Origin of the sequence: Tropicimonas omnivorans, from assembly GCF_031846565.1 — a bacterium.
Lineage (GTDB): Bacteria > Pseudomonadota > Alphaproteobacteria > Rhodobacterales > Rhodobacteraceae > Tropicimonas_B > Tropicimonas_B omnivorans.
In genome coordinates this window covers 270,833-291,211 of record NZ_JAVRHL010000001.1, presented here as the reverse complement: position 1 = coordinate 291,211, position 20,379 = coordinate 270,833, and the positions used below count along the sequence as shown (strand labels likewise).

The window sequence follows — 20,379 nt, the reverse complement described above, 5'->3', positions numbered from 1 at the left end:
TCAGTAGGCGGGCAGAAGCCCCGCCGGCGGCTCCGGGGCATCGGCAAAATCGGCCGGCGGCGCGGTCATGGCGGTGGTGGAGGACTTGATCTCGAAGATGCGCTCTCCGTCCACCTCGGCGCTGCTCATCACGAGCGCGCGCCGGACGTGGGCCTGTCCGTCATAGAGGTCGACATGGCCGCGCAGGCCAGGCGCATCCGTCGCATCGAGGGAGAACCCGCCATCCCAGTGGCGCAGGATCACGAAGGTGCGGTCGCCCGCCTTCACCCGCATCCGGGAGGATTTCCGTGACCGCGCGCGCCGCGCCTCGTCGAGCCCGCGCAGGACTGCGTCTGGAAGAATATCGTTCATGGCGTGACCTCCCCCCGAATTCGCGGCCCGCTTCGCCGCTCCTCCTATCGAAAATGCGCGCCGTGGTTTTCGAGTCAAGCGTCCACCTTCAGGTTTCATGGAAGGTTCACACGAGGGCCTATACGTAGGGTAAGCGATCGCGGTCAGCCGTCCAGGCCGCGGCCCATCGCGATCACCGCTGCGGCGGCCATCGCGGCTCCGCCCCGCCTGCCCCGCAACGTGATGAAGTTGCAGCCCCTCGGCCGGGCCGCCAGCTCCGCCTTGCTTTCCGCCGCGCCGACGAACCCGGCCGGAAAGGCCAGGATGACGGCGGGCCGCGGCGCTCCTGCATCCAGCGATTCGAGCAGTTTGAAGAGCGCCACTGGATCACTGCCGATGGCGACCACGGCGCCGCCGAGCCGGTCCGGCGCGATGCCGGTGCGGACACGGGCCGTTGCAACCCCTGCGCTGATCCCGGCCGCCACCATCTCGCAATCGCAGAAAACCGGCGCGAGATCCGTCATCGCCGCCCTCCCCCGCGTCGCCGCACCGCCCGAGAAGGCGAGCCGGTCAGCCACCTCCGCCATGCCGCAAGCCTCGATCAGGCGCACGACCACGGCCTGCATGTCGGCCCCGAACCGGTCCAGGCGCGCCTCCGACCGTATCGCGGAGAAGCTCTTCGCCCGGATCGTCGCCGGATCGGTGTCAAAGCGCCCCGCCACGCCCTCGGCAGGTCCCGGAATGGGCGCCGGCCGGTCGATGGCGGTCTGCAGGGCCGTCTCATGGCCCAAGCCGAGGATGCTCGCCTCCTCCCGAAGGGCTTTCTGCGGCAGCTCGGCGCGCTCTTCCAGCATGCGCGCCAGCCGCCCTTCGAGATCCAGCCGCGAGAACCCGCGCGCGAGAGCGGCGACCTGCGCCGCATCGAGGGGCCTACCCGTCAGCGCAGGCACCTTCACCATGGATGGGTAGATTTCCACGAAGACAGGGGCGAGATCCTCGCCCGCGACGTTCATCTTTCCCGAAATACCCCCGCCGGAGGCTCCCGCGGCCTCGGACAGACCGTCCGCCGGCACCTCCTCGAACGGCCAGACGAGGGCGCCCGTCTCCAGCCGGATACGCTCGAGCGCGGCGATTCCCGTCAGGGTTTGCCCGCCGACGGAGCCGATACCGTTCAGCTTCCAGACCTCCTGCGAGCCTGTCGCGCGTGCCTCGGCGTGACGCAGGCGCGGCAGCGGCCCAGGTTTCGGGCGCGTCCGCGGCAGCCCGTCCACATCGCGCTTGAGCCCGTTTCCCCAGAACGGCCCGTCTCCCTCGAAGGCGCCGTTCAGCCGTGCGGCGAAGTCGAACCGGTCGTTCGCGTTCGCGGGGCCGTCGGTCAGGCCTGCGGCGATGGCGGACCAGACGCCGCGCCAGTCCCCGCCGAACGGTGCGGCGAAGCCTTCGGGGTAGCCGAGCGCGAAATCGAATCCCGCGAGGACGCGCCGGCCCGCGCGCCGTTCCTCCGCGATCATGGCGAGGATCCGGTCCGTCGCCTCCGCCCGCGTCGCGGGGTTCTCCAGCTCAGGCCGGACCTCGCCCGCTCTCAGTCGGGCGATCCAGATGCTGTCAGGCCCGGTTCGAGGTTGCGCTGCGGCGGACCAGTCGACCATGAGGTAGGCGCCGAAGACCTGCATCGTGCCGGCTCTTGCGCCGGTCCGGCTCACGCGCCCTGGTTGTCGGCGGTCTTCCTGGACGCCTTGGCCGCGTTGGCGCGTCGTCCCTTCACTTCCCGCCAGATGCCCAAGGCGAACAACACAATCGCGATCCCGATGGCCGCGCCGGCGACCCAGTGGTCATGCCCGGCGGCCGTTTCGGCGACATGTCCCGGATGGGCCGTGGCGGCGGTCGGCAGAAGGAGGGCGGCGGGCAGTGCGAGTGTCGTGCGAATCATGGCATCCTCTTGGAGCGAAGCCGCGGCGACGGGGGAGGGGTAACGCGTGCGCGCGGCGGGCCAGCCGATCTTGCGACAACTCCGTCGCGGTCGCAAACGGCTTCGCCTTAGTTCGGGCGGGCCTGCATGGATTAACCACCGTCGCGGACGCAATTGCCCAGACATTGCCCGATTGCGAGCATCAAAAGGTCCGGGGTGACGTAGAGACAGGAGGACGTAGCTGCTAAGGCTTCCCTCGGTGCCGCGTCGTTATAGCCCCCACCCAGTGCGCGGCGCCGAGGACTTCCCCGCAAGACCTCAGTTCAGCTGGAAGTGCAGCGGATAGATCCCGTCCTCGAAGTCCCCGAAAAGCTCGGGCAGGTCGGGATGGTCGACGGGTTCTCCGGAATTGTCCGGCTCCAGGTTCTGCTCCGAGACATAGGCCACGTAGTAGCTCTGATCGTTCTCCGCGAGCAGGTGGTAGAAGGGCTGTTCCTTCTTCGGACGGTTGTCCTCGGGAATCGAGTCGTACCAGTCCTCGGTGTTCGAGAATTCCGGGTCCACGTCGAAGACCACACCGCGGAAGGGATGCTTGCGATGCCGGACGATCTGCCCGAGATGATATTTCGCGCGGCTGTGTTCCATCGTGCCCTTCTGCACCGGTCGCTGTTGATCTTTATTAAACCGGTTCAATAATTCGACCACGTTTGACGGCCGAAAACAATGTGCTTGCGCGGTTCGGCAGGTTTCGGCGCGCGACCGTCAAAATCGTGAGCGAGGAGGGCGTTCCAAAGTGTGATGTTTGGCGCTAAGCTCACCGGCAATCATAAACGGACGATGCCCGTCCAACGAGGCGGGCCAACGAGCGGGCAGACATGAAACTTCTTCCGATGCTGACGATACTCGCAGCGCTCGTCCTGACGGGCTGCGCCGGCGACAAGACACCACCGAGCCGGCTGGACAACGCCTGCGCAATCGTCGCCGAGCGCCCCGCCTACCTGAGGGCCATGCGCGCGACGCAGCGCAAGTGGGGCGTTCCGGTCTATGTCCAGATGGCCGTGATCCACCAGGAAAGCAAGTTCGACGGCGATGCCCGGACGCCCTACCAGTGGGCGCTCGGCGTGATCCCGATGGGACGGCAGAGCTCGGCCTACGGCTACAGCCAGGCGCTGGACGGGACGTGGGACGAGTACCGCGAAGAGGAGCGGCGACGCCGGGCCAAGCGCGACAAGATCCAGGACGCGACGGACTTCATGGGCTGGTACATGAACAAGACCGTGCAGCGGAACGGCATCCCCCTGACGGACGCGCGCAACCAGTACCTCGCCTACCACGAGGGCCATTCGGGCTTCCGCCGCGGGACCTACAACAGCAAGGGCTGGCTCGTGGGCGTGGCGAACAAGGTCCAGTCCCGCGCCTACATGTATCGCGGTCAGCTCGCCTCCTGCGGCAAGCTCTGAACCGGTGACTGCACGCGGCTGCCCGAGGGGGCGGCCGCATCGCTCCACGGTTCGTCCCGGCCCGGGGGCCGGAGGCCGCGTCAGGCGGGTCGGGTCGGGTGAAAGAGGCCGCCGGGCGAGAGGGTGAATATCTCCGCGCCGTCCGCCGTTATCCCGATGGAATGCTCGAACTGGGCCGACAGGGACTTGTCCCGCGTCACCGCGGTCCAGTCGTCCGCGAGAACCTTGGTCTCCGGGCGGCCGAGGTTCACCATCGGCTCGATCGTGAAGAACATGCCTTCCTCGAGCACGGGGCCGACGCCGGCACGCCCGTAATGCAGCACGTTCGGCGGGGCGTGGAACACGCGCCCGAGGCCGTGGCCGCAGAAGTCGCGAACCACGGACATGCGATGCCCCTCGACGAAGGTCTGGATCGCGTGGCCGATATCGCCGAAGGTCTTGCCCGGCCGTGCCGCCTCGATCCCGATCATCAGCGCATCGTGGGTAATCTGGACCAGCCGCTCCGCCTTCCGTGACAGCTTGCCCGCGACGTACATCCGGCTCGTATCGCCATACCAGCCGTCCACGATCACGGTCACGTCGACGTTCAGGATATCCCCGTCCTTCAGCTTCTTGTCGCCCGGAATGCCGTGACAGACGACATGATTGAGCGAGATGCAGGAGGCGTGCTGATAGCCCTTGTAGCCGATGGTGGCCGAGGTCGCTCCGGCGTCCTCGATCATGCCGCGGATCGCGTCGTCGATCGCGCCGGTGGTCTGGCCCGGTTCGATCATCGGGGCGATGCGGTCGAGGATATCGGCGGCAAGGCGCCCGGCCGCATGCATTCCAGCGAAATCTTCTGGCGCGTAAAGGCGGATGCCGTCCTTCGTCAGTGTCGTGCGGAGATCGTCCACGCCGGGCCTCGTCGGTGCTGATTGGTCGGTCGCAAGATAAGGCCGCAGGCCGCAGATTGCCAGCCGACAGCGCGTCGCCTCAGCGCTCGACGGGAAGGGCGGGGCCGAACTCGACCCCTTCGGGGCTGATCGCCGTGCCATGGCAGAGCATCTCCACCCCCGCATCGCGCGCCCGGTCGAACGCGGCGCCGTAGCCGGGATCTATGTCCCGGGCGAGGGCCATGGCGTCGCAATCCGTCCGCTGCACGATGTAGAGCATCGCGGCGCGAGCGCCCGTCCTGGCAAGAGCTGCAAGCTCATCCAGATGCCGGGCGCCCCGCGCCGTGACGCAGTCGGGAAACTCCGCCAGCGTTCCGTCCCGCGAAAGGTGCACGTTCTTCACCTCCACCCACGCGTCCGGCAGGCCCGGCTCGGACAGCAGGAAGTCGATCCGGCTCTTCTCCCCGGTCCGGACTTCGGGCCGCACCCCCGTATAGGCGGCAAGCGCCGGAACGCTCCCCGCCATCAGGGCTTCCTTCGCTACACGGTTCGGCACGGCGGTGTCGATCCCGGCCCAGTGCCCGTCCGCAAGCTCGACGAGGCGCCAGCCGTGGGACAGTTTCGCGCCGGGGTTTCGGCTCGGCTCCAGCCAGACGCGCATCCCTTCGTCCGCAAGCCCGGTCATCGCGCCCGGATTGGGACAGTGGGCGGTGATCACCTCCCCTGTCTCCTCGAGGCGCACATCCGCGAGGAAGCGCTTGTAGCGGCGGATCAGGCGGGCGGGGACGAGGGGGCTTTGAAAGCGCATGATGCGCGCCCTATACCTCTGCGGGGCCGACACGCCAATCGGCGCCAGACCAAGAGGGAGCTTTCGTCATGGCCAATCCGCGCGCTGCAATGCTGGTCATCGGGGACGAGATCCTCTCCGGCCGGACCCGCGATTCGAACATGCATCACCTCGCAGGGGAGCTGACCGCCCGCGGGATCGATCTTGTCGAGGCACGCACGGTGCCTGACGTGCACGCCACGATCCGCGACTCCGTCCGCGCGCTGTCCGAAGCCCACGACATCGTCTTCACCTCGGGCGGCATCGGTCCGACCCATGACGATATCACCGCCGATGCCGTGGCCGATGCGTTCGGCGCGGCGATCGATGTGCGCGAGGATGCCCGTGCGATTCTCACGGCCCATTACGACGCGCGGGGGACCGAGTTGAACGAGGCGCGGCTGCGCATGGCCCGCATCCCGGACGGCGCCGCGCTGATCGAGAACCCCGTCTCCGCCGCGCCCGGCTTCATCCTGCGCAATGTTCACGTGATGGCCGGCGTCCCTGCCATCTTCCAGGCGATGCTCGCCTCGGTCTTGCCCGGCCTGACGGGCGGTGCGCCGCTGATGTCCCAGTCGCTGCGGATCTACCGCGGCGAGGGGGATATCGCCGGGCCGCTTCGGAAGATGGCGACGGATCATCCGGACCTCTCCTTCGGCTCGTATCCCTTTCAGAAGGACGGCGTGCACGGCGCGCAGGTCGTCGTGCGCGGAACCGATGCGGGACAGATCGCCGATGCGATGACCTGGCTGTCCGATACGTTCGGCGGCGACGCGGAATGAGCACGGAGGTCCTCTGGCGTGCGGCGGCGGCGACCTGGCCTCCCGCCCGGGTGCTGGACGTCGAGGGCTGGCAGGTGGCGGACGGGCAGGGCGGTGGCAAGCGGGTCTCTTCGGCGCGGCCCCTCGCCCCCGGTGCCGTGCCGGAGCTTGCCGCGATGGAGCGTGCGCAGGGCGCGCTCGGTCAGACGCCCCTCGTGCAGGTGAGAGGCGGTGAGGATGCGCTCGATGCCGCGCTGGACGCTGCCGGTTACGCAGTCGTGGACCCGACGCGCCTTCTCGTCACCGCCGTTGCGGCGCTGCCGACGGGCGGCGAGGCGGACGGGCGTTACATCATCGAGGATGCGCCGCTGCCCCGCCAGCGGGAGATCTGGGCCGACGGCGGGATCGGCGCGGCGCGCCTTGCCGTCATGGCCCGCGCCGCCTCTCCCCGTGCCAGCCTGATGGGGCGGGTGGAGGACGACGTGGCCGGCACCGCCCACATCGCCGCTGCCGAGGGCATCGCCGTGGTGCATGCCCTCGAAGTCGCGCAGGAGTATCGCCGCCGCGGCGTCGCCGCACAGATCATGGAAGCCGCCGCGATCTGGGCGGAGGAGCAGGGGGCGGACCGGCTCGCCGTCCTCGTCACCCGCGCCAACGGCCCGGCGAATGCGCTATACGAGGGGCTGGGGATGACCGAGGCGGGGCACTATCACTACCGGATCAAGCCAGCGGCCTGATCCCGGTCAGCCGCTCGGGGGAGAAGCTCATGACCCACATCGCCATCCTGTCAGCCGGAGAGATGGGAGCTGCCATCGGGGCCGCCCTGACCGCCGAGGGCCATGCCGTCGCCACCTGCCTCGAGGGGCGGGGAGGTGAGACCCGGGACCGCGCCGCCGAAGCGGGATTGCGTGATGTCCCGCTGGAGGACCTGGTCACGGGCTGCGACCTTTTTCTCTCGATCCTGCCCCCGGCGGATGCGCTCGGTCTCGCGACGCAGGTCGCGGGGATCGCCGGCCGGAGCGGCGCCGCGTTCGCCTATGTCGATTGCAATGCGATCTCGCCCGAGACCGCTGCCGCTGTCGCTGCGTGCTTCGAGGAGACCGCGGTCACCTTCGTCGATGCAGGCGTGGTCGGGATGCCGCCATCCGGGGGACGCCGTCCGAGGCTCTACGTCTCCGGTCCCGACGTTCCTGCGCTTCGCAGGCTGGACGGCGTCGCGGTCGATCTGCGGCCCCTCGGGGAAGATATCGGCAAGGCGTCCGCCCTGAAGATGAGCTATGCCAGCATCACGAAGGGGGTGAACGCGCTGCTCCTGGCTGCCTTCCAAACGGCGGAGGCGCACGAGCTGCTGGACGATCTGGCCGAAGAACTGGGCCAAAGCCAGCCGGAGCTGTTTTCTCGTGCCGAGAGCAGCATCCCGTCTCTGCCAGCGGATGCCGGACGCTGGGTCGCGGAAATGCGGCAGATCGCCGAGACCTATGCCCGCGCCGGCCAGCCTGCCGGATTCCACGACGCCGCGGCGGAGGTGATGGAGCGTCTCGCAACCTCGCCCTACGGCGCCGAGACGCGGCGGACGCGGGACCGCTCCCGCGACATGCGCGCCACGATCCGCGGCCTGAAGGACGTCTAGGCGGGCGTCGCACTCTCCGCGAGCCGGGTGGCGACGGCGAGGGCGCGCGCGCTCGCCTGCGCGAGGCCGGGCAGCACCATCCATTCGAGCGCCCAGGCGCTTCCCGAACGCTCCTGCTCGTGCCGAAGCGCGTGATGAAGGGCGGGAAGCTGCGTCGCGGCGTATCCCGAAAGGGTGATCAGGAGTTCCGCATCCACCGGGTTTCGCTTGTGCGGCATGCCGGAGGAGGCTCCGCCGCCGGGCAGCGCGATCTCCGAGATCCCCTGCTGCGCCATCAGGCAGATATCCGTGCCGATCTTGCCGCAGCTTCCCGCGATCATGGACAGAAGCCCGCCATACTCGGCGATCCCGTCGCGCGCGGTGTGCCAGCAGGGCCCGCTCGCAAGGCCAAGTGCGTCCGCGACATGCCGGGCCATCGTCTCCGCGTCCGGTTCAAGCTGCTGACGATCCCCGACGACGCCGCCGACCTGGACGATCTCGACCCTCGGGCGAAGATCCGCAAGCCGCGCGCGATGGCGGGAGAACGGCTGGGCCCAGGCCGCGATTCGGTGCCCTGCGCGGATCGGGATCGCCGCCTGCATCCGGGTGCGTCCCATGATCCCGGTGTCGCCGAACCGGTCCGCGAGGCCGGCCAGCGCGGCGTCCAGCTCGCGAAGGCGCTGGCCCAAGAGGACCGACATGTCCTTCAGCGTGAGGGCGAGGGCGCTGTCCATCACGTCCTGCGAGGTCGCGCCCCGATGCACGCCACCCTCCGCGGAGCCGGCAGCCTCCCTCAGAGCGTGGGTCAGGGCAGGCACTGGCACGCCGTCCAGCGCGACGCCGTCGCGGATCGCCGCGACATCCGGCGTCCAGCTCTCCGCCGCTGCAGCCGCACGTTCCGCCACATCGGGGGACACGCGGCCGCATGCGCCGAGCGCACGGGACCAGGCGGCCTCGAAGGCCAGCATGTGGACCATCTGCCGCTCGCCGGACCAGATCTCCGCCGACGCCGCATCGCCGAAAAAGCTGCCGAGCCACGGATGGCCGAATATCTCGCTCACGCCAGTCGCCCGTAGATCCGCTGCACGAGATCCGCCACGCGCTCCGGGCTCTCGATGGAGGGCAGGTGGCCGACCCCGTCCAGTTCCTCGTACGTCGCGCCGGGGATCGCATCTGCCAGCGCACGCACGAGGTCCGGGGGCGTCGCAATGTCCGCGCCGCCGGCAATGCAGAGCGTCGGCACGGCGATCTCTGCCGCCCTGCCGGACAGGTCGGCGTCCCGTAGTGCCTCGCAGGCGGCGGTATAGCCGTCCTTCGGCGTGCGGGTCAGCATGGCACGATAGCCCTCCACCTCGTCGGGGTTGGACGTCCGGAACCCGTCCGAGAACCACCGCGACATAACGCCGTCTGCCATCCCCTCCAGCCCGCTCGTTTCGAGAGCGTCGAGCCGGGCGGTCCAGCTCTCCCGGTCGCCGATGCGCAGCCCGGTATTCGACAGGACCAGCCCGCCCACGAGGTCCGGACGCCGAAGCGCCAGCGTCTGCGCGATCAGCCCGCCGATGGACACCCCGCAGACCAGCGCGTCCGCCATGGCGGAGCGATCCATGAGGGCGGCGACATCCTCGGAAAAGGTCTCCATCGTCGCCGGTGAGGTTTCGCTCAGGCCATGTCCGCGCTTGTCGAGAAAGAGGAGGGGGATGTCCTTCGGCAGGCGGCCCGCGGTGCTCTCCCAGATCCGATGATCGGTGCCGAGCGAGTTGAGGAAGACCACGCCCCGCCCCGTCCCCTCGCGATGAAGGTAATGAAGGACCGCTCCGTTCACCCGCGCGAAACTCATCGAGCCAACTCCAGGATCGCGCGCGCTTCGGTCGGGGTGGCGATTGTGCGCCCCGCCTCGGCCACGATGTCTGCGGCGCGCGCCACGAGGGCGGCGTTCGACGGGGCGAGGGTGTTTCTGTCCATCCGGATGTTGTCCTCCAGCCCGGTTCTGAGATGCCCGCCCGCCTCGACGGCCCAGCGGTTCAACTCGGCCTGATGCCGCCCGATCCCGGCGGCGCACCACGGCGCGTCACCGAAGAGCTCCCTCACCGTGTCCACGTAGAAGTCGAAGACGCGGCGGTTGGCTGGCATCGCGTTCTGCACGCCCATGACGAACTGGACGTAAGGTGTTCCCTCGATCTCCCCCCGGTCGGCCATCGCCCGGGCCTGGTAGATGTGGCTGAGGTCGAAGGCTTCGATCTCGGGCTTCACGCCGTAGGTGCGCATCTCGCCGGCGAGCCACTCCACGAGGTCGGGCGGGTTCTCGTAGACGCGGGTCGGAAAGTTGTTCGACCCGACGGAGAGCGAGGCCATGTCCGGTTTCAGGGGCAGCATTCCGCCCCTCGCCCGGCCCGCGCCGGAGCGGCCTCCGGTGGACAGCTGGACGATCATGCCGGGGCAATGCGTCTCGATCCCCTCCTTGAGGCGGGCGAAGCGCTCGGGGTCCGAGGTCGGTTTCCCGTCGTCGTCCCTGACATGGCAATGGGCGATGGCGGCCCCGGCCTCGAACGCCGCATGCGTGCTTTCGATCTGCTCGGGGATGCTGATCGGCACGGCCGGATTGTCGGCCTTCGTGGGCAGGGAGCCGGTGATCGCGACGCAGATGATGGCGGGGTGTGTAGGGCCCTCTGTCACAGATCCACTCCCATGTCCTTGTACGTCTCCTTCGCGATCTTCAGCGCGTGGTTGGCCCGCGGCACGCCCGCGTAGATCGCGACGTGCTGCAAAGCCTCGCGGATGTCCTCGGGGCTCGCTCCGGTGCGTGCGGTCGCGCGGACATGCATGGCGATCTCGTCCCAGTTTCCGAGCGCCGCGAGGAGCGCGATCGTCAGCATCGAGCGTTCCCGTCGGCTGATCCCGTCCGACGCCCAGACGGTGCCCCAGGCGCCTTCGGTGATCATGTCCTGAAAGGGCGCGTCGAACGGCGTCTTCGCCGCTTCCGCGCGGTCCACATGGGCGTCGCCCAGAACCTCGCGCCGGACCTTCATCCCGCTATCCCGTCGCTCGCTCACGGCGTCGCTCCCCTCGTCTGACGAACCTTGGCTAAGCTCGCAGGACGACCGAGGCAAGCTTGGCGGCCAATTCGCGCCGATCCCTTCACCCATGCCGTGAGCGGCGACAATTCGGCTCGCGCTGGCCGCGCCTGTCTGCGGCAGGGACGTCTTTCCAGGAACGAGGCGCGAGCGCTCTTCTCAGGTGAGGCGGCCGGCTCGGCACCACCATTCGGGATGCGCCGCGCCGAGGGAGGTGGCGGCGGCGTCGGCGTCCTCCTGCCCGGCGAACAGTCCGAAACAGGTCGCGCCGGAGCCGGACATGCGCGCCAGGAGACAACCGCGTTGGACCGTCAGGGCTGCGAGCACCTCCCTGATCTCGGGCGCGAGCGAGAGGGCGGGGGCTTCAAGATCGTTGCGCCCGTCCGACAGCCAGTCCGCGAGCTCCTCGGCCGAGGTCCAGGCGGGCAGTGCGCCCATTCCCGCATTGTCCCGATTCTCGAGCGCCCGGAAGACCTCGGGCGTCGAGACGGCGCAGCCGGGATTGACGAGGACGGCATGAATTTCAGGCAAGGGGGGCAGCGTCTCGATTTCCTCCCCGATGCCGCGCATCCGGAGCGCGCGGGCTTCGAGGCAGGCCGGGACGTCGGCGCCGAGCGTGAGGATCTCGTCCGGGCCCGGCAGCGGAACGGACCAGAGGGCCGACAGCGCGGACAGGGTCGCCGCCGCATCGGAGGATCCGCCGCCGATGCCCGAGGCGGGGGGCAGGTCCTTCGTCAGGGTGATCGCGGCGCCGGCCATCGGTGCTCGCGCCGCCATCAGTTCGGCGGCGCGCAGCACGAGATTGTCCCCGCCCGAAGGGACGGCCCCTGCAAACGCACCTCTGACCGCGAAGGACAGGCCGGGCGCGTCCGAGACCTCCACCCTGTCCCCGACCGAGCAGAAGGCGACGAGCGAATCGAGAAGGTGGTAGCCGTCATCCCGGCGGCCGGTGACGTGCAGCGTCAGGTTGATCTTGGCCGGGGCGCGGCGCTCAATCCTCGCCATCGGCCATGTCGAGCGGGTCCGCGCCTTCTTCCTCCAGCACCTCGTCGAGGCCGACCTCGAGCTTGCGGCGGATGCGCTCCGCCTCATCGGGCTCGGGATCGAAGGACAGGGCGCGATGCCACTGGAACTGCGCCTCGATCTCCCGCCCGACGGCCCAGTACACGTCCCCGAGGTGGTCGTTGATGATCGGATCCACCGGGGTCAGGGCGGCGGCGCGCTCCATGTGGCCGACGGCCTCGTCATACCGGCCGAGGCGGAAGAGGCCCCAGCCAAGGCTGTCGGTGATGTAGCCGTCCTCCGGCCGCGCGGCGACGGCCTCCTCGATCATGTCCATCGCCTCGTCGAGGTTCTCGTCCATCTCGATGTAGGAATAACCGAGATAGTTGAGGACCTGCGGCTGACCGGGGTTCAGCTCCAGCGCCATGCGGAAATCGGGCTCCGCGGAGGCGAAATCGTCCATCCTCTCGTAGGAAATGGCGCGGGCGTAATAGACGATCCAGTGGGCGGGCTCCGGCTCGCCGAACAGCTCGATCGCGCGGTCATAGGCCTCGACCGCCTCCGCGTAGCGCTCCTCGCTGCGAAGCGAGTCTCCCAGCGTCACCCAGACCGGGGGCTGGTCGCCACGGGTTTCGGACAACTGCTCCAGCACCTCGATGGCCGCATCCGCCTTGCCCTGCGCCGAAAGCGCGGCCGCGCGGCCGATCTCGGCGGCGTGGAAGGCCGGATCGTCGCGCGGGACGCGGTCATATGCTGCGGTAGCCAGCGCGTGGCGGTCCTGCGCTTCGAGGAGGGCGGCGCTGAGCAGGATCGCGTCGACATGATCGGGGCGGAGGAATTCCGCGATGCGGGTGTAGAGCAGGGTGTAACTGTCCGTCGCCTCGCCGTTGAGCGCGCCGGCAACTGTGTAGAAGACCTCGGCCAGACCGTCCTTCGCATCGCCGATGAGGGTGAACGGGACCGTATCGTCGTTCTCCAGCCTCGACCGGAGCTCGGCGAGACCGGGGTCGAGATCGTCGCCGAAGCCGCTGTCGATCAACTCGATCGCGTCCGCGTTCCGTCCAAGCTGGCTCAGGATCTGGGCCTGTGCCATCGCGCCGCGGCGGGTCAGGCGCAGCGGGCTGCCCGCCTCGCCGGACAGGATGGTCTGCGCCGCTTCGAAGTCGCCGGTCACGGCGAGGGCGAGCGCCTTGTGGTAGAGGCCGAAGGATTGCAGTCCGGTGGTCGATGCCGCCTCGTCGAAGGCCCGGAGGGCCGCGTCCGTATCACCGGTCCCGATCTGTGCCCACGCGGTCACGAGCCCGTCCACGAGCGGCCCGACCGTCGCGCCGTCCTCGATCGCCGCGAGGGCGCCCTCGTAATCCTCTTCGCCGAGCTGTTCGGTCAGCAGGATCATGCTGGCGATCTGGCTGTCGGTGCCGCCGTCCTGAAGCTTGCGCGCGAGTGGCACGGCCCGGTTCACCTGCCCGAGGCCGACATAGGCGAGCATCGCGTTCTCGATCAGCTCGGCATTGCCGGGATCGCGGGTCAGGGCGCGGGTGTAGTAGGTCGCCGCCGCCTCGAAATCGCTGAAGGCGCTGGCATGCCGCGCGGCGAGATAGGCGCCGGCAAGGCCACGATCCTCCTGAGCGGAGGCCGGCAGTGCGGAAAGTCCGAGCGCGGCGGCTACGAGCACGGGGCGGAGGCGAGACGCGGAAAACATGGGCACGAAAATACCGGTCCTTTGACGAGCAGATCGGGGCAGAGCGTAGCCCCGCACCCGCTGTGAAACAATAACGGCCGGGTCCGGGCGGTTCGGTTCGCACGAAATGGTGACGACGGGCGGGGACGTTTCAGTCGGGGGCGCGTCCCGGAGGGCGGCCCCTGACCTTGCAGGCGGGCGGTCCGCGCGCAGCCGCCAGCCCGGCGAAAGGGCCGGGCGGGCGCCGCCCGGATCACATCCCCGAGTAGTTCGGCCCGTCGCCGCCCTGAGGCACGGTCCAGACGATGTTCTGCCGCGGATCCTTGATGTCACAGGTCTTGCAGTGGATGCAGTTCTGGAAGTTGATGACGAAACGGGGATCCGCGCCGTCCTCCTCCACGAACTCGTAGACGCCGGCGGGGCAATACCGCGCCGAGGGGCCGGCATAGACCGGCAGGTTCACCTCCACCGGGAGCGCGGGATCCTTCAGCTTGAGATGGCAGGGCTGGCTTTCCTCGTGGTTCGTCGCGGTGAAGCTGACGGAGGTGAGCCGGTCGAAGGAGAGCTTGCCATCGGGCCTGGGATACTCGATCGGCGCGAAGTCCTTCGCCTCGCCGGTGCATTCGGCATCGGACTTGCCGTGCTTCAGCGTGCCGAAGATGCCGCCGCCGAAGATGTTGTTCAGCCACATGTCGATGCCGCCGAGTGCGAGGCCGCCAGCGAGACCGTAGCGGGACCACAGCGGCTTCACGTTGCGCACGCGGCGAAGGTCCTTGCCGACGGGGCCGTCCCGAAGCTCGGTGTCGTACGCTGTCAGCTCGTCGCCCTCGCGACCCTCCTTCAGCGCGGCATGGGCCGCCTCGGCCGCCGCCTTGCCCGAGAGCATGGCATTGTGGTTGCCCTTGATCCGCGGGACGTTCACGAGACCGACGCCGCATCCGAGGATCGCCCCGCCCGGGAAGACCGCCTTCGGCATGGACTGGAACCCGCCTTCCGAAATCGCGCGCCCGCCGTAGGAGATGCGCTTTCCGCCTTCCAGCAGGTCGGCCACCATCGGGTGATGCTTGAAGCGCTGGAACTCCATGTAGGGATAGAGATGGGGGTTGGCGTAATTCAGGTGGACGACGAAGCCGATCAGGATCTTGTTGCCCGGCGCATGGTAGATGAAGGAGCCGCCGCCGGCGTTCTTTCCGAGCGGCCAGCCCATCGTGTGGACGACACGGCCCTCGTGGTGCTTCTCGGGGGAGATCTCCCAGATCTCCTTCATTCCGAGGCCGAACTTCTGGGGGTCGCGGCCGTCCTGAAGGCCGAACGTCGCCATGGCCTCCTTCGTCAGGGACCCGCGCACGCCCTCGCCCAGCATGACGTACTTGCCGTTGAGGACCATGCCGGGCTCATAGCCCTCGCCGGGCGTGCCGTCCGGGTTGCGGCCGAACTCGCCGGCGACGACGCCGGTGACCCGCCCGTCCTCGCCGTAGACCAGCTCCGAGCAGGACATGCCCGGGAAAACCTCGACCTCCAGCTCCTCGGCCTGCTCCGCCATCCAGGCGCAGACCTCGCCCATGGAGACGATGTAGTTGCCGTGGTTGCTCATCAGGGGGGGCATCGCGATGTTCGGGACGCGCAACTTGCCGCCCTCGCCGAGGACGTAGAAGTGATCCTGCGTCACCTCCGTCTTAATCGGCGCGCCCTTTTCCCGCCAGTCGGGGATCAGTGCATCGAGGCCCGCCGGGTCCAGCACGGCGCCGGACAGGATATGGGCGCCGACTTCCGAGCCTTTTTCAAGCACCACGACGGACAGCTCGGGGTCCAGCTGTTTCAGGCGGATCGCGGCGGACAGACCGGCCGGTCCCGCTCCCACGATCACCACGTCGTAATCCATGGACTCGCGTTCGATGTCGGCCATTCGTTCCTCCAGCTTGCGTTGCCCGCATTCTTTTCTCTTAACCCGCGCAATGGCAAACGGGTTCGCACAAGACGTTGCGCTGTGCGATGCGCTCCGGGTCGAGGCCCGACTGCTTGACTTTGCGCCGCTGCCGCACTTGATGGACGAAAGCTGCCCACGCTCCGGGCCGGACGATCCGGCTCGCGGCGTCCCGCAACCGAACGATGAAGGGGCATGATGGAAAAGATACCGATGACGCGCGGGGGCTACAACGGCCTCGACGCCGAACTGAAGCACCTGAAGCAGACCGAGCGTCCGGCCATCATCCGTGCGATCGCCGAAGCGCGCGAGCATGGCGATCTGTCCGAGAACGCCGAGTACCACTCCGCCCGCGAGAAGCAGTCCTTCATCGAGGGCCGCATCAAGGAGCTGGAGGGCACGCTGTCCGCCGCCGAGGTGATCGACCCGACGAAGCTTTCGGGCTCCATCAAGTTCGGTGCGACCGTCACCATCGTCGACGAAGACACCGACGAGGAGAAGACCTACCAGATCGTCGGCGAGCCCGAAGCGGATCTGGAACGGGGCCTTCTGAACGTCCGCTCCCCCATCGCCCGTGCCCTGATCGGCAAGGAGGAGGGCGACAGTGTCGACGTCGCCACGCCCGGCGGCGGGAAGAGCTACGAAGTCCTCACGATCAAGTACATCTGAGCCTCCGGACCTCGGAGGCAGAGCGCAGCCGGGTGCGGCGCGGAGGGCGACATGGCAGCCAGCAACGCGAGTTCCGAACGCGGTAGCGCCACGCCCGCGCGGCATCAGCCGGCATCTCAACGGTCGGCGCCTGCGCAGTGGATTGCAGGCCTCGATCGAGCGGACTGGATCGCGTGCGGCGTCTCGGCCGTGTGGATCGTGGTGTCGCTGATCGCGCTCGCCGCGATGCCGCGCGATGCCGCCGCTGGAGCGGCCGGCGCTGTCATGACGGTGCTGGCGATCGCGATGCCCGTCGCACTGATCTGGGTGCTGGCGATCTCGGCGCGCAATGCCCGGATCGTGCGGGCCGAGGCACGGCGGCTCGCGGCCGGTGTGGACGCGCTCCACCGCGCGTACCTGAAGCAGTCGCCGGCCCGAGGCGGCGAGGGGCCGTTGGTTGCGGATGCCGGGATTGCCGAGCAACTGGAGGCCTTGGCGGAGGGGCAGGAGAAGCTGGCAGAAGCTCTGGAAGCCATCCGTCGCGCGCCACCGCCCGCCGCGCCCGCCGAGGCGCCGAAGCCCGCCGCGACGACGTCCGGGAAGGCCCAGCGGCCCCCTGCGTCCCAGCCGCCCCGTCATCGAGGGCCGGCGCGCGGCGTCTCTCCTGTCCGGGAGCCGCAGCAGACCGCGCTTGCCCTCGGAACACCGGCCGCGCCTTCGGAGCCGATCTCCGCCGCCGACTTCGTCCTCGCGCTGAACTTCCCCGAAGATGCCGAGGACGCCGAAGGGTTTCGCGCCCTCCGCCTCGCCCTGCGGGATCGTGACAGTTCCGGTCTCGTCCGCGCCGCGCAGGATGTGCTGACGCTCCTGTCCGAGGACGGGATCTACATGGACGATCTGTCGCCCGACCGCGCCCGGCCCGAGATCTGGCGCCAGTTCGCGGACGGCGAGCGCGGACGCGCGATTGCGGCGCTCGGCGGGATCCGGGACCGGGAGGCGCTGGCGCAGGCGGCCGGCCGCGCCCGTCAGGACCCGATCTTCCGCGATGCGACCCACCATTTCCTGCGCAAGTTCGACCACACCGTGTCGGCCTGGACGAAGGAGGCGAGCGACGAGGAGATCGCGGCGCTGGCCGAGACCCGGTCCGCCCGCGCCTTCATGCTCCTCGGCCGGATCTCCGGCACGTTCGACTAGAGGTCCCGCGTCATCCGCAGGAACGCGGGCACGCCGAGAACGGGGCCGAGAAGGCCGGCCGACTTGCGCCCTCGATCGGTGAAGCCCTCGCGCCGGTAGAGCTCCCGCGCCCGGACGTTCCATTCCGCCACGTCGAGCCCGACACGGGACAGGTTCCGCGCCCGCGCCTCCTCCATCGTGGCGTCGATCAGCCGGGTCCCCGCGCCACGGCCGCGCATGGACGGGCGAACGAAAAGGCCGTCGATCAGCAGCTCGCCCGGCGCGGCCGGTCGGTCCGTCATGTCGAGAAGCGGCCCGCGCCAGAGCGCGCCGAAGCGTCCGTAGTGCCGTGCGAGATCGAGCGCGGTGGCCGACAGAAGCCCGCCCCCGGTATCCTTCAGCCCCGCGATCCCGATGAGCGCGCCGCCGGGCGCCTCCCGCGCGGAGAGGGCGAAGCGGGGATCGAGCGCGCCTGCGATGAAGGGCAGGGCATTCGCTTTCGGAAACAGGAGGCGATCGAGCTTCCGGCCGAACGCATCCCAGAACATCGCGGCGACCTCGGCCCGCTCGCTGCCCGCAAAGCCCGGCTCGACGATCACGAGGCGCGCCCCGCGGCCAGCATCTCCTCGGCGCGGGCGAGGTCCTCGGGGCGGTTGATGTTGAGAAACGTGTCCTCGTCCGGGAACGCGCATATCGCGGCACCCTCTGCCAGCGCCCATGCGCCGAGCCTGCGCTCGCCGGCGATCAGGTCGTCCCTCAAGGCGCCGGCCAGCGAGACGGGCCAGAGCGCGCAGGCCGGATGATGACGCAGGGGCACGCCGGCGGCGGCGATGGCGAAGGGGCCTGCCGCCGCAAGCCGCGCTGCGAGATCCGGGGGAAAGAAGGGGGTGTCGACCGCGACCGTCAGCACCGACGTCCTGCCTTGGCGCGCCGCCTCTTCCAGTCCCGCGAGCACCCCGGCGAGGGGGCCGAGACCGCCAGGGAGGGGATCGGGCAGAACGCCCAGGCCGCCGAACCGTGCGGGATCGCCCCCCGCGGACACGGCCAGCGCATCGGTCTGCGGCGCCAGGCGCGCCGCCGCCCGCGCGACCAGCGTCCGTCCGCCCAAGGGGAGAAGCGCCTTGTCAGCGCCGCCCATGCGGCGGCCACCGCCACCTGCGAGGATCAGTCCGAGCCGCGTCACATCCGTCCCATGTTGCAAGCCCCCCGAAGCTGGCCTAAGCGCGTTTGCATGAGCCTGTCAAAGCCCCAGCGTTCCGCGTTCGTCGACGGCCTCCGGGCCGGCGCCCCGCATCTTCTGGTCATCGCGCCTTTCGGCATCCTCTTCGGCGTCGTGGCGACGGAGACCGGGTTGCCCCTGGCTCAGGTCATGGGGTTCACGGTCTTCATCGTTGCAGGCGCCGCGCAGTTCACCGCGCTTCAGCTCCTGAACGACGGCGCGCCCCTTCTGATCATCATCGCGACGGCGCTGGCGGTAAACCTGCGCATGGCGATGTATTCCGCCGGGCTCGTCCCGCACTTCGGATCGCTTCCTCTGAGGACGCGGGCGGTGGCGGCGTATCTGTGCATCGATCAGAGCTTCGCGGCCTCCGCCTACCAGTACGAGCAGCATCCGGAGATGACCGTGAGGGAGAAGGCGGCGTTCTTCTTCGGCGTCGCGCTCTGCCTCGTGCCGGTCTGGTACGGCTCGACCTTGGCGGGCGCGCTTGCCGGGCAGGGAATTCCGGACAGCTTCGCGCTCGATTTCGCCCTGCCGATCACCTTCATCGCCCTGATCGCGCCCGCGCTCAGGACCCGGCCGCATGTCGCGGCGGCGGTGTCGGCCATCGTGCTGTCGCTGCTCCTCAGGGGACTGCCCTACAATACAGGGCTCCTCGTCGCCGGCATCGCCGCGATGATGGTGGGGGCGGAGACGGAGCGGCGACTGGCCCGTGCGGAGAAGGCGTCGTGAGCGGGCTCCAGGGCACGATGCCGGCGGATGCGCCGGTCTGGACCGTGATCCTCGTGGTCGGCTTCGGAACGTGGCTGCTGCGGTTCTCGTTCACGGGGCTCATCGGGGATCGCCCGCTGCCCGGCTGGATCCTGAGGCACCTGCGCTACACCGCCGTCGCCGTGATCCCGGCCCTGATCGCGCCGCTGGTGTTCTTCCCGGCCGCCGGCGGCGGCGCACCGGAGCCCGCGCGTCTCATCGCCGCCATCGCCGCCACGGTCGTGGGCATCGCCCTGCGCAGCGTGCTCGGCTCCATCCTCGCGGGGTTCGCCGTTCTCTACGCGATGCTCTGGCTTCTGGGGTAGCGGGACGGCGGTCGTCCCGGCCGGGATCAGCCGGGGACGTATCTGAGTGCGCCGCGATTGTCCTCGCTGTCGTCGTAGATCCGCGTCGTGACGACGCCCGGAACATCGGCGAACTGTCTCATCAGGTTCCTCGGGAAGAACGTCGAGTTGATGCTCTCGAAGCCGGGGATCTGCTTGAGGATGCCGGAGGTCGCTGAGGCGCAGTAGGCCTTGGGCGCGGCGCCGTTCTCCTCGATCAGGCGCAGTGCGATGGCGGCCTGCTCGGGGGTGACCTGCACCTCCTGCTTGACGACGTGATGCGTCTGCCGGGCGTGGTAGTCGATGTAGATCTCTTCCGCCCGCGGGGTCATGCCGTAATGCACATCGTTGCGCTCGGGCAGCGCGGGTGACTTGAAGGTGCCTGCCGGGTCGAAGATCGCGCGCTGGTCCGCACTCACCATGAGGCCGGTATGCGCCCCCTCGTTGGAGCGGTTGTTGATGACGGTGAAGAGCGTCAGCGTCTTGGGGCCGGGATGCGTGTAGGCCGCGCGCTGCACCTCGGGCGCGGGCGCCCACACCGGTTCCGCCCCGCAAGCGGCGAGGGCGAGCGGAAGAAGCAGCGCAGCGAGGAGACGGCGGGCGGCGGGGGCGAGCCTCGCCATGCAGGGCGCCATCATCCGTTCAGCAGATAAAGCAGGATGAGAAGGACGACGATGACCGTGGCGGCATAGCTCACGATCCGGACGAAGCCTTCGAAGGTCCTCTCCTGATCGGTGATGTCCATGGTTCCCGGTTCGTGCTTGTGTTCCGCCATGCCCAGTCCTCGGCCCGCAAGTGTT

Annotated in this window: 25 protein-coding genes; 8 read left to right on the top strand and 17 right to left on the bottom strand. The window is 69.1% G+C overall.

The window, feature by feature from the left end; translation table 11 throughout:
• The 4 genes from RM543_RS01495 to hspQ form a co-directional block, all read right to left on the bottom strand.
• Entirely contained in the window at nt 1-351 is a 351-nt protein-coding gene (locus tag RM543_RS01495) for a hypothetical protein (RefSeq protein ID WP_311688948.1), read from the bottom strand.
• Between the two features lie 143 nt (nt 352-494).
• Nucleotides 495-1,052, bottom strand: a complete 558-nt coding sequence (locus tag RM543_RS18920) for a precorrin-8X methylmutase (protein WP_432280428.1) — start codon at nt 1,050-1,052, stop codon at nt 495-497.
• Nucleotides 1,053-2,029: 977 nt separating this feature from the next.
• Complete coding sequence (locus RM543_RS01485) at nt 2,030-2,260, bottom strand: DUF6732 family protein (RefSeq protein ID WP_311688945.1); 231 nt, start codon at nt 2,258-2,260, stop codon at nt 2,030-2,032.
• 297 nt (nt 2,261-2,557) lie between these two features.
• Nucleotides 2,558-2,884, bottom strand: coding sequence for a heat shock protein HspQ (hspQ, locus tag RM543_RS01480; RefSeq protein WP_311688943.1), 327 nt, complete (start codon nt 2,882-2,884; stop codon nt 2,558-2,560).
• A gap of 245 nt (nt 2,885-3,129) precedes the next feature.
• Here hspQ and RM543_RS01475 point away from each other — a divergent pair, with 245 nt between their 5' ends.
• Complete coding sequence (locus tag RM543_RS01475; RefSeq protein WP_311689840.1) at nt 3,130-3,699, top strand: transglycosylase SLT domain-containing protein; 570 nt, start codon at nt 3,130-3,132, stop codon at nt 3,697-3,699.
• An 80-nt stretch (nt 3,700-3,779) separates the two neighbouring features.
• Here RM543_RS01475 and map read toward each other — a convergent pair whose 3' ends face one another.
• Nucleotides 3,780-4,592, bottom strand: coding sequence for a type I methionyl aminopeptidase (gene map, locus RM543_RS01470; protein WP_311688941.1), 813 nt, complete (start codon nt 4,590-4,592; stop codon nt 3,780-3,782).
• Between the two features lie 79 nt (nt 4,593-4,671).
• Entirely contained in the window at nt 4,672-5,379 is a 708-nt protein-coding gene (gene sfsA / locus RM543_RS01465; protein ID WP_311688939.1) for a DNA/RNA nuclease SfsA, read from the bottom strand.
• 68 nt (nt 5,380-5,447) lie between these two features.
• On the opposite strand from sfsA, the gene RM543_RS01460 reads away from it, so the two are divergent.
• From RM543_RS01460 to RM543_RS01450, 3 genes are read left to right on the top strand one after another with little or no spacing between them, the layout of a single operon-like run.
• Complete coding sequence (locus RM543_RS01460) at nt 5,448-6,179, top strand: competence/damage-inducible protein A (RefSeq protein ID WP_311688937.1); 732 nt, start codon at nt 5,448-5,450, stop codon at nt 6,177-6,179.
• A complete protein-coding gene (locus RM543_RS01455; RefSeq protein WP_311688935.1) occupies nt 6,176-6,895 on the top strand; it encodes a GNAT family N-acetyltransferase in 720 nt (239 codons plus the stop codon). Before RM543_RS01460 ends, RM543_RS01455 begins: the two co-directional genes overlap by 4 nt.
• Before the next feature lie 29 nt (nt 6,896-6,924).
• Nucleotides 6,925-7,788, top strand: coding sequence for an NAD(P)-dependent oxidoreductase (locus tag RM543_RS01450; RefSeq protein ID WP_311688933.1), 864 nt, complete (start codon nt 6,925-6,927; stop codon nt 7,786-7,788).
• On the opposite strand, the gene RM543_RS01445 is transcribed toward RM543_RS01450, so the two are convergent.
• The 7 genes from RM543_RS01445 to RM543_RS01415 all read right to left on the bottom strand — a co-directional run bounded on the left by RM543_RS01445 (nt 7,785) and on the right by RM543_RS01415 (nt 15,427).
• Nucleotides 7,785-8,828: a 3-carboxy-cis,cis-muconate cycloisomerase gene (locus RM543_RS01445; protein WP_311688931.1), complete on the bottom strand. Its 1,044-nt coding sequence runs from the start codon at nt 8,826-8,828 to the stop codon at nt 7,785-7,787. The two genes, RM543_RS01450 and RM543_RS01445, sit on opposite strands and share 4 nt — an antisense overlap.
• Nucleotides 8,825-9,604 carry a 3-oxoadipate enol-lactonase gene (pcaD, locus tag RM543_RS01440; RefSeq protein ID WP_311688929.1) on the bottom strand — a complete coding sequence of 260 codons (780 nt, stop codon included), beginning with the start codon at nt 9,602-9,604 and terminating at the stop codon, nt 8,825-8,827. The genes RM543_RS01445 and pcaD overlap by 4 nt, the downstream gene beginning before the upstream one ends.
• Nucleotides 9,601-10,440 carry a 3-oxoadipate:acetyl-CoA acetyltransferase gene (locus RM543_RS01435; protein WP_311688928.1) on the bottom strand — a complete coding sequence of 280 codons (840 nt, stop codon included), beginning with the start codon at nt 10,438-10,440 and terminating at the stop codon, nt 9,601-9,603. Before RM543_RS01435 ends, pcaD begins: the two co-directional genes overlap by 4 nt.
• Complete coding sequence (pcaC, locus tag RM543_RS01430; RefSeq protein ID WP_311688926.1) at nt 10,437-10,817, bottom strand: 4-carboxymuconolactone decarboxylase; 381 nt, start codon at nt 10,815-10,817, stop codon at nt 10,437-10,439. The genes RM543_RS01435 and pcaC overlap by 4 nt, the downstream gene beginning before the upstream one ends.
• 180 nt (nt 10,818-10,997) lie before the next feature.
• Nucleotides 10,998-11,843 (bottom strand): 4-(cytidine 5'-diphospho)-2-C-methyl-D-erythritol kinase, encoded by an 846-nt coding sequence (locus RM543_RS01425; protein WP_311688924.1) that lies wholly within the window; start codon nt 11,841-11,843, stop codon nt 10,998-11,000.
• Nucleotides 11,830-13,542, bottom strand: a complete 1,713-nt coding sequence (locus RM543_RS01420; protein WP_311689839.1) for a tetratricopeptide repeat protein — start codon at nt 13,540-13,542, stop codon at nt 11,830-11,832. The genes RM543_RS01425 and RM543_RS01420 overlap by 14 nt, the downstream gene beginning before the upstream one ends.
• 232 nt (nt 13,543-13,774) lie before the next feature.
• Nucleotides 13,775-15,427, bottom strand: a complete 1,653-nt coding sequence (locus RM543_RS01415; RefSeq protein ID WP_311688922.1) for an electron transfer flavoprotein-ubiquinone oxidoreductase — start codon at nt 15,425-15,427, stop codon at nt 13,775-13,777.
• A gap of 216 nt (nt 15,428-15,643) precedes the next feature.
• On the opposite strand from RM543_RS01415, the gene greA reads away from it, so the two are divergent.
• Both greA and RM543_RS01405 read left to right on the top strand, forming a co-directional pair.
• Nucleotides 15,644-16,114, top strand: a complete 471-nt coding sequence (gene greA, locus RM543_RS01410; RefSeq protein WP_311689838.1) for a transcription elongation factor GreA — start codon at nt 15,644-15,646, stop codon at nt 16,112-16,114.
• Nucleotides 16,115-16,165: 51 nt separating this feature from the next.
• The gene (locus tag RM543_RS01405) at nt 16,166-17,287 is read left to right on the top strand and encodes a hypothetical protein (RefSeq protein WP_311688921.1); all 1,122 of its coding nucleotides are present in this window, start codon (nt 16,166-16,168) and stop codon (nt 17,285-17,287) included.
• Here RM543_RS01405 and RM543_RS01400 read toward each other — a convergent pair.
• Nucleotides 17,284-17,865, bottom strand: a complete 582-nt coding sequence (locus RM543_RS01400) for a GNAT family N-acetyltransferase (RefSeq protein WP_311688919.1) — start codon at nt 17,863-17,865, stop codon at nt 17,284-17,286. The genes RM543_RS01405 and RM543_RS01400 overlap by 4 nt on opposite strands.
• The gene (mobA, locus tag RM543_RS01395) at nt 17,862-18,467 is read right to left on the bottom strand and encodes a molybdenum cofactor guanylyltransferase MobA (protein ID WP_432280422.1); all 606 of its coding nucleotides are present in this window, start codon (nt 18,465-18,467) and stop codon (nt 17,862-17,864) included. Before mobA ends, RM543_RS01400 begins: the two co-directional genes overlap by 4 nt.
• 30 nt (nt 18,468-18,497) lie before the next feature.
• On the opposite strand from mobA, the gene RM543_RS01390 reads away from it, so the two are divergent.
• Nucleotides 18,498-19,217, top strand: a complete 720-nt coding sequence (locus RM543_RS01390) for an AzlC family ABC transporter permease (protein WP_311688917.1) — start codon at nt 18,498-18,500, stop codon at nt 19,215-19,217.
• Complete coding sequence (locus tag RM543_RS01385) at nt 19,214-19,561, top strand: AzlD domain-containing protein (protein ID WP_311688915.1); 348 nt, start codon at nt 19,214-19,216, stop codon at nt 19,559-19,561. The genes RM543_RS01390 and RM543_RS01385 overlap by 4 nt, the downstream gene beginning before the upstream one ends.
• 26 nt (nt 19,562-19,587) lie before the next feature.
• On the opposite strand, the gene RM543_RS01380 is transcribed toward RM543_RS01385, so the two are convergent.
• Nucleotides 19,588-20,202 (bottom strand): hypothetical protein, encoded by a 615-nt coding sequence (locus RM543_RS01380; protein ID WP_311688913.1) that lies wholly within the window; start codon nt 20,200-20,202, stop codon nt 19,588-19,590.
• A gap of 11 nt (nt 20,203-20,213) precedes the next feature.
• Nucleotides 20,214-20,354, bottom strand: a complete 141-nt coding sequence (locus RM543_RS01375) for an aa3-type cytochrome c oxidase subunit IV (protein WP_116085105.1) — start codon at nt 20,352-20,354, stop codon at nt 20,214-20,216.
• Nucleotides 20,355-20,379: the final 25 nt, after the last annotated feature.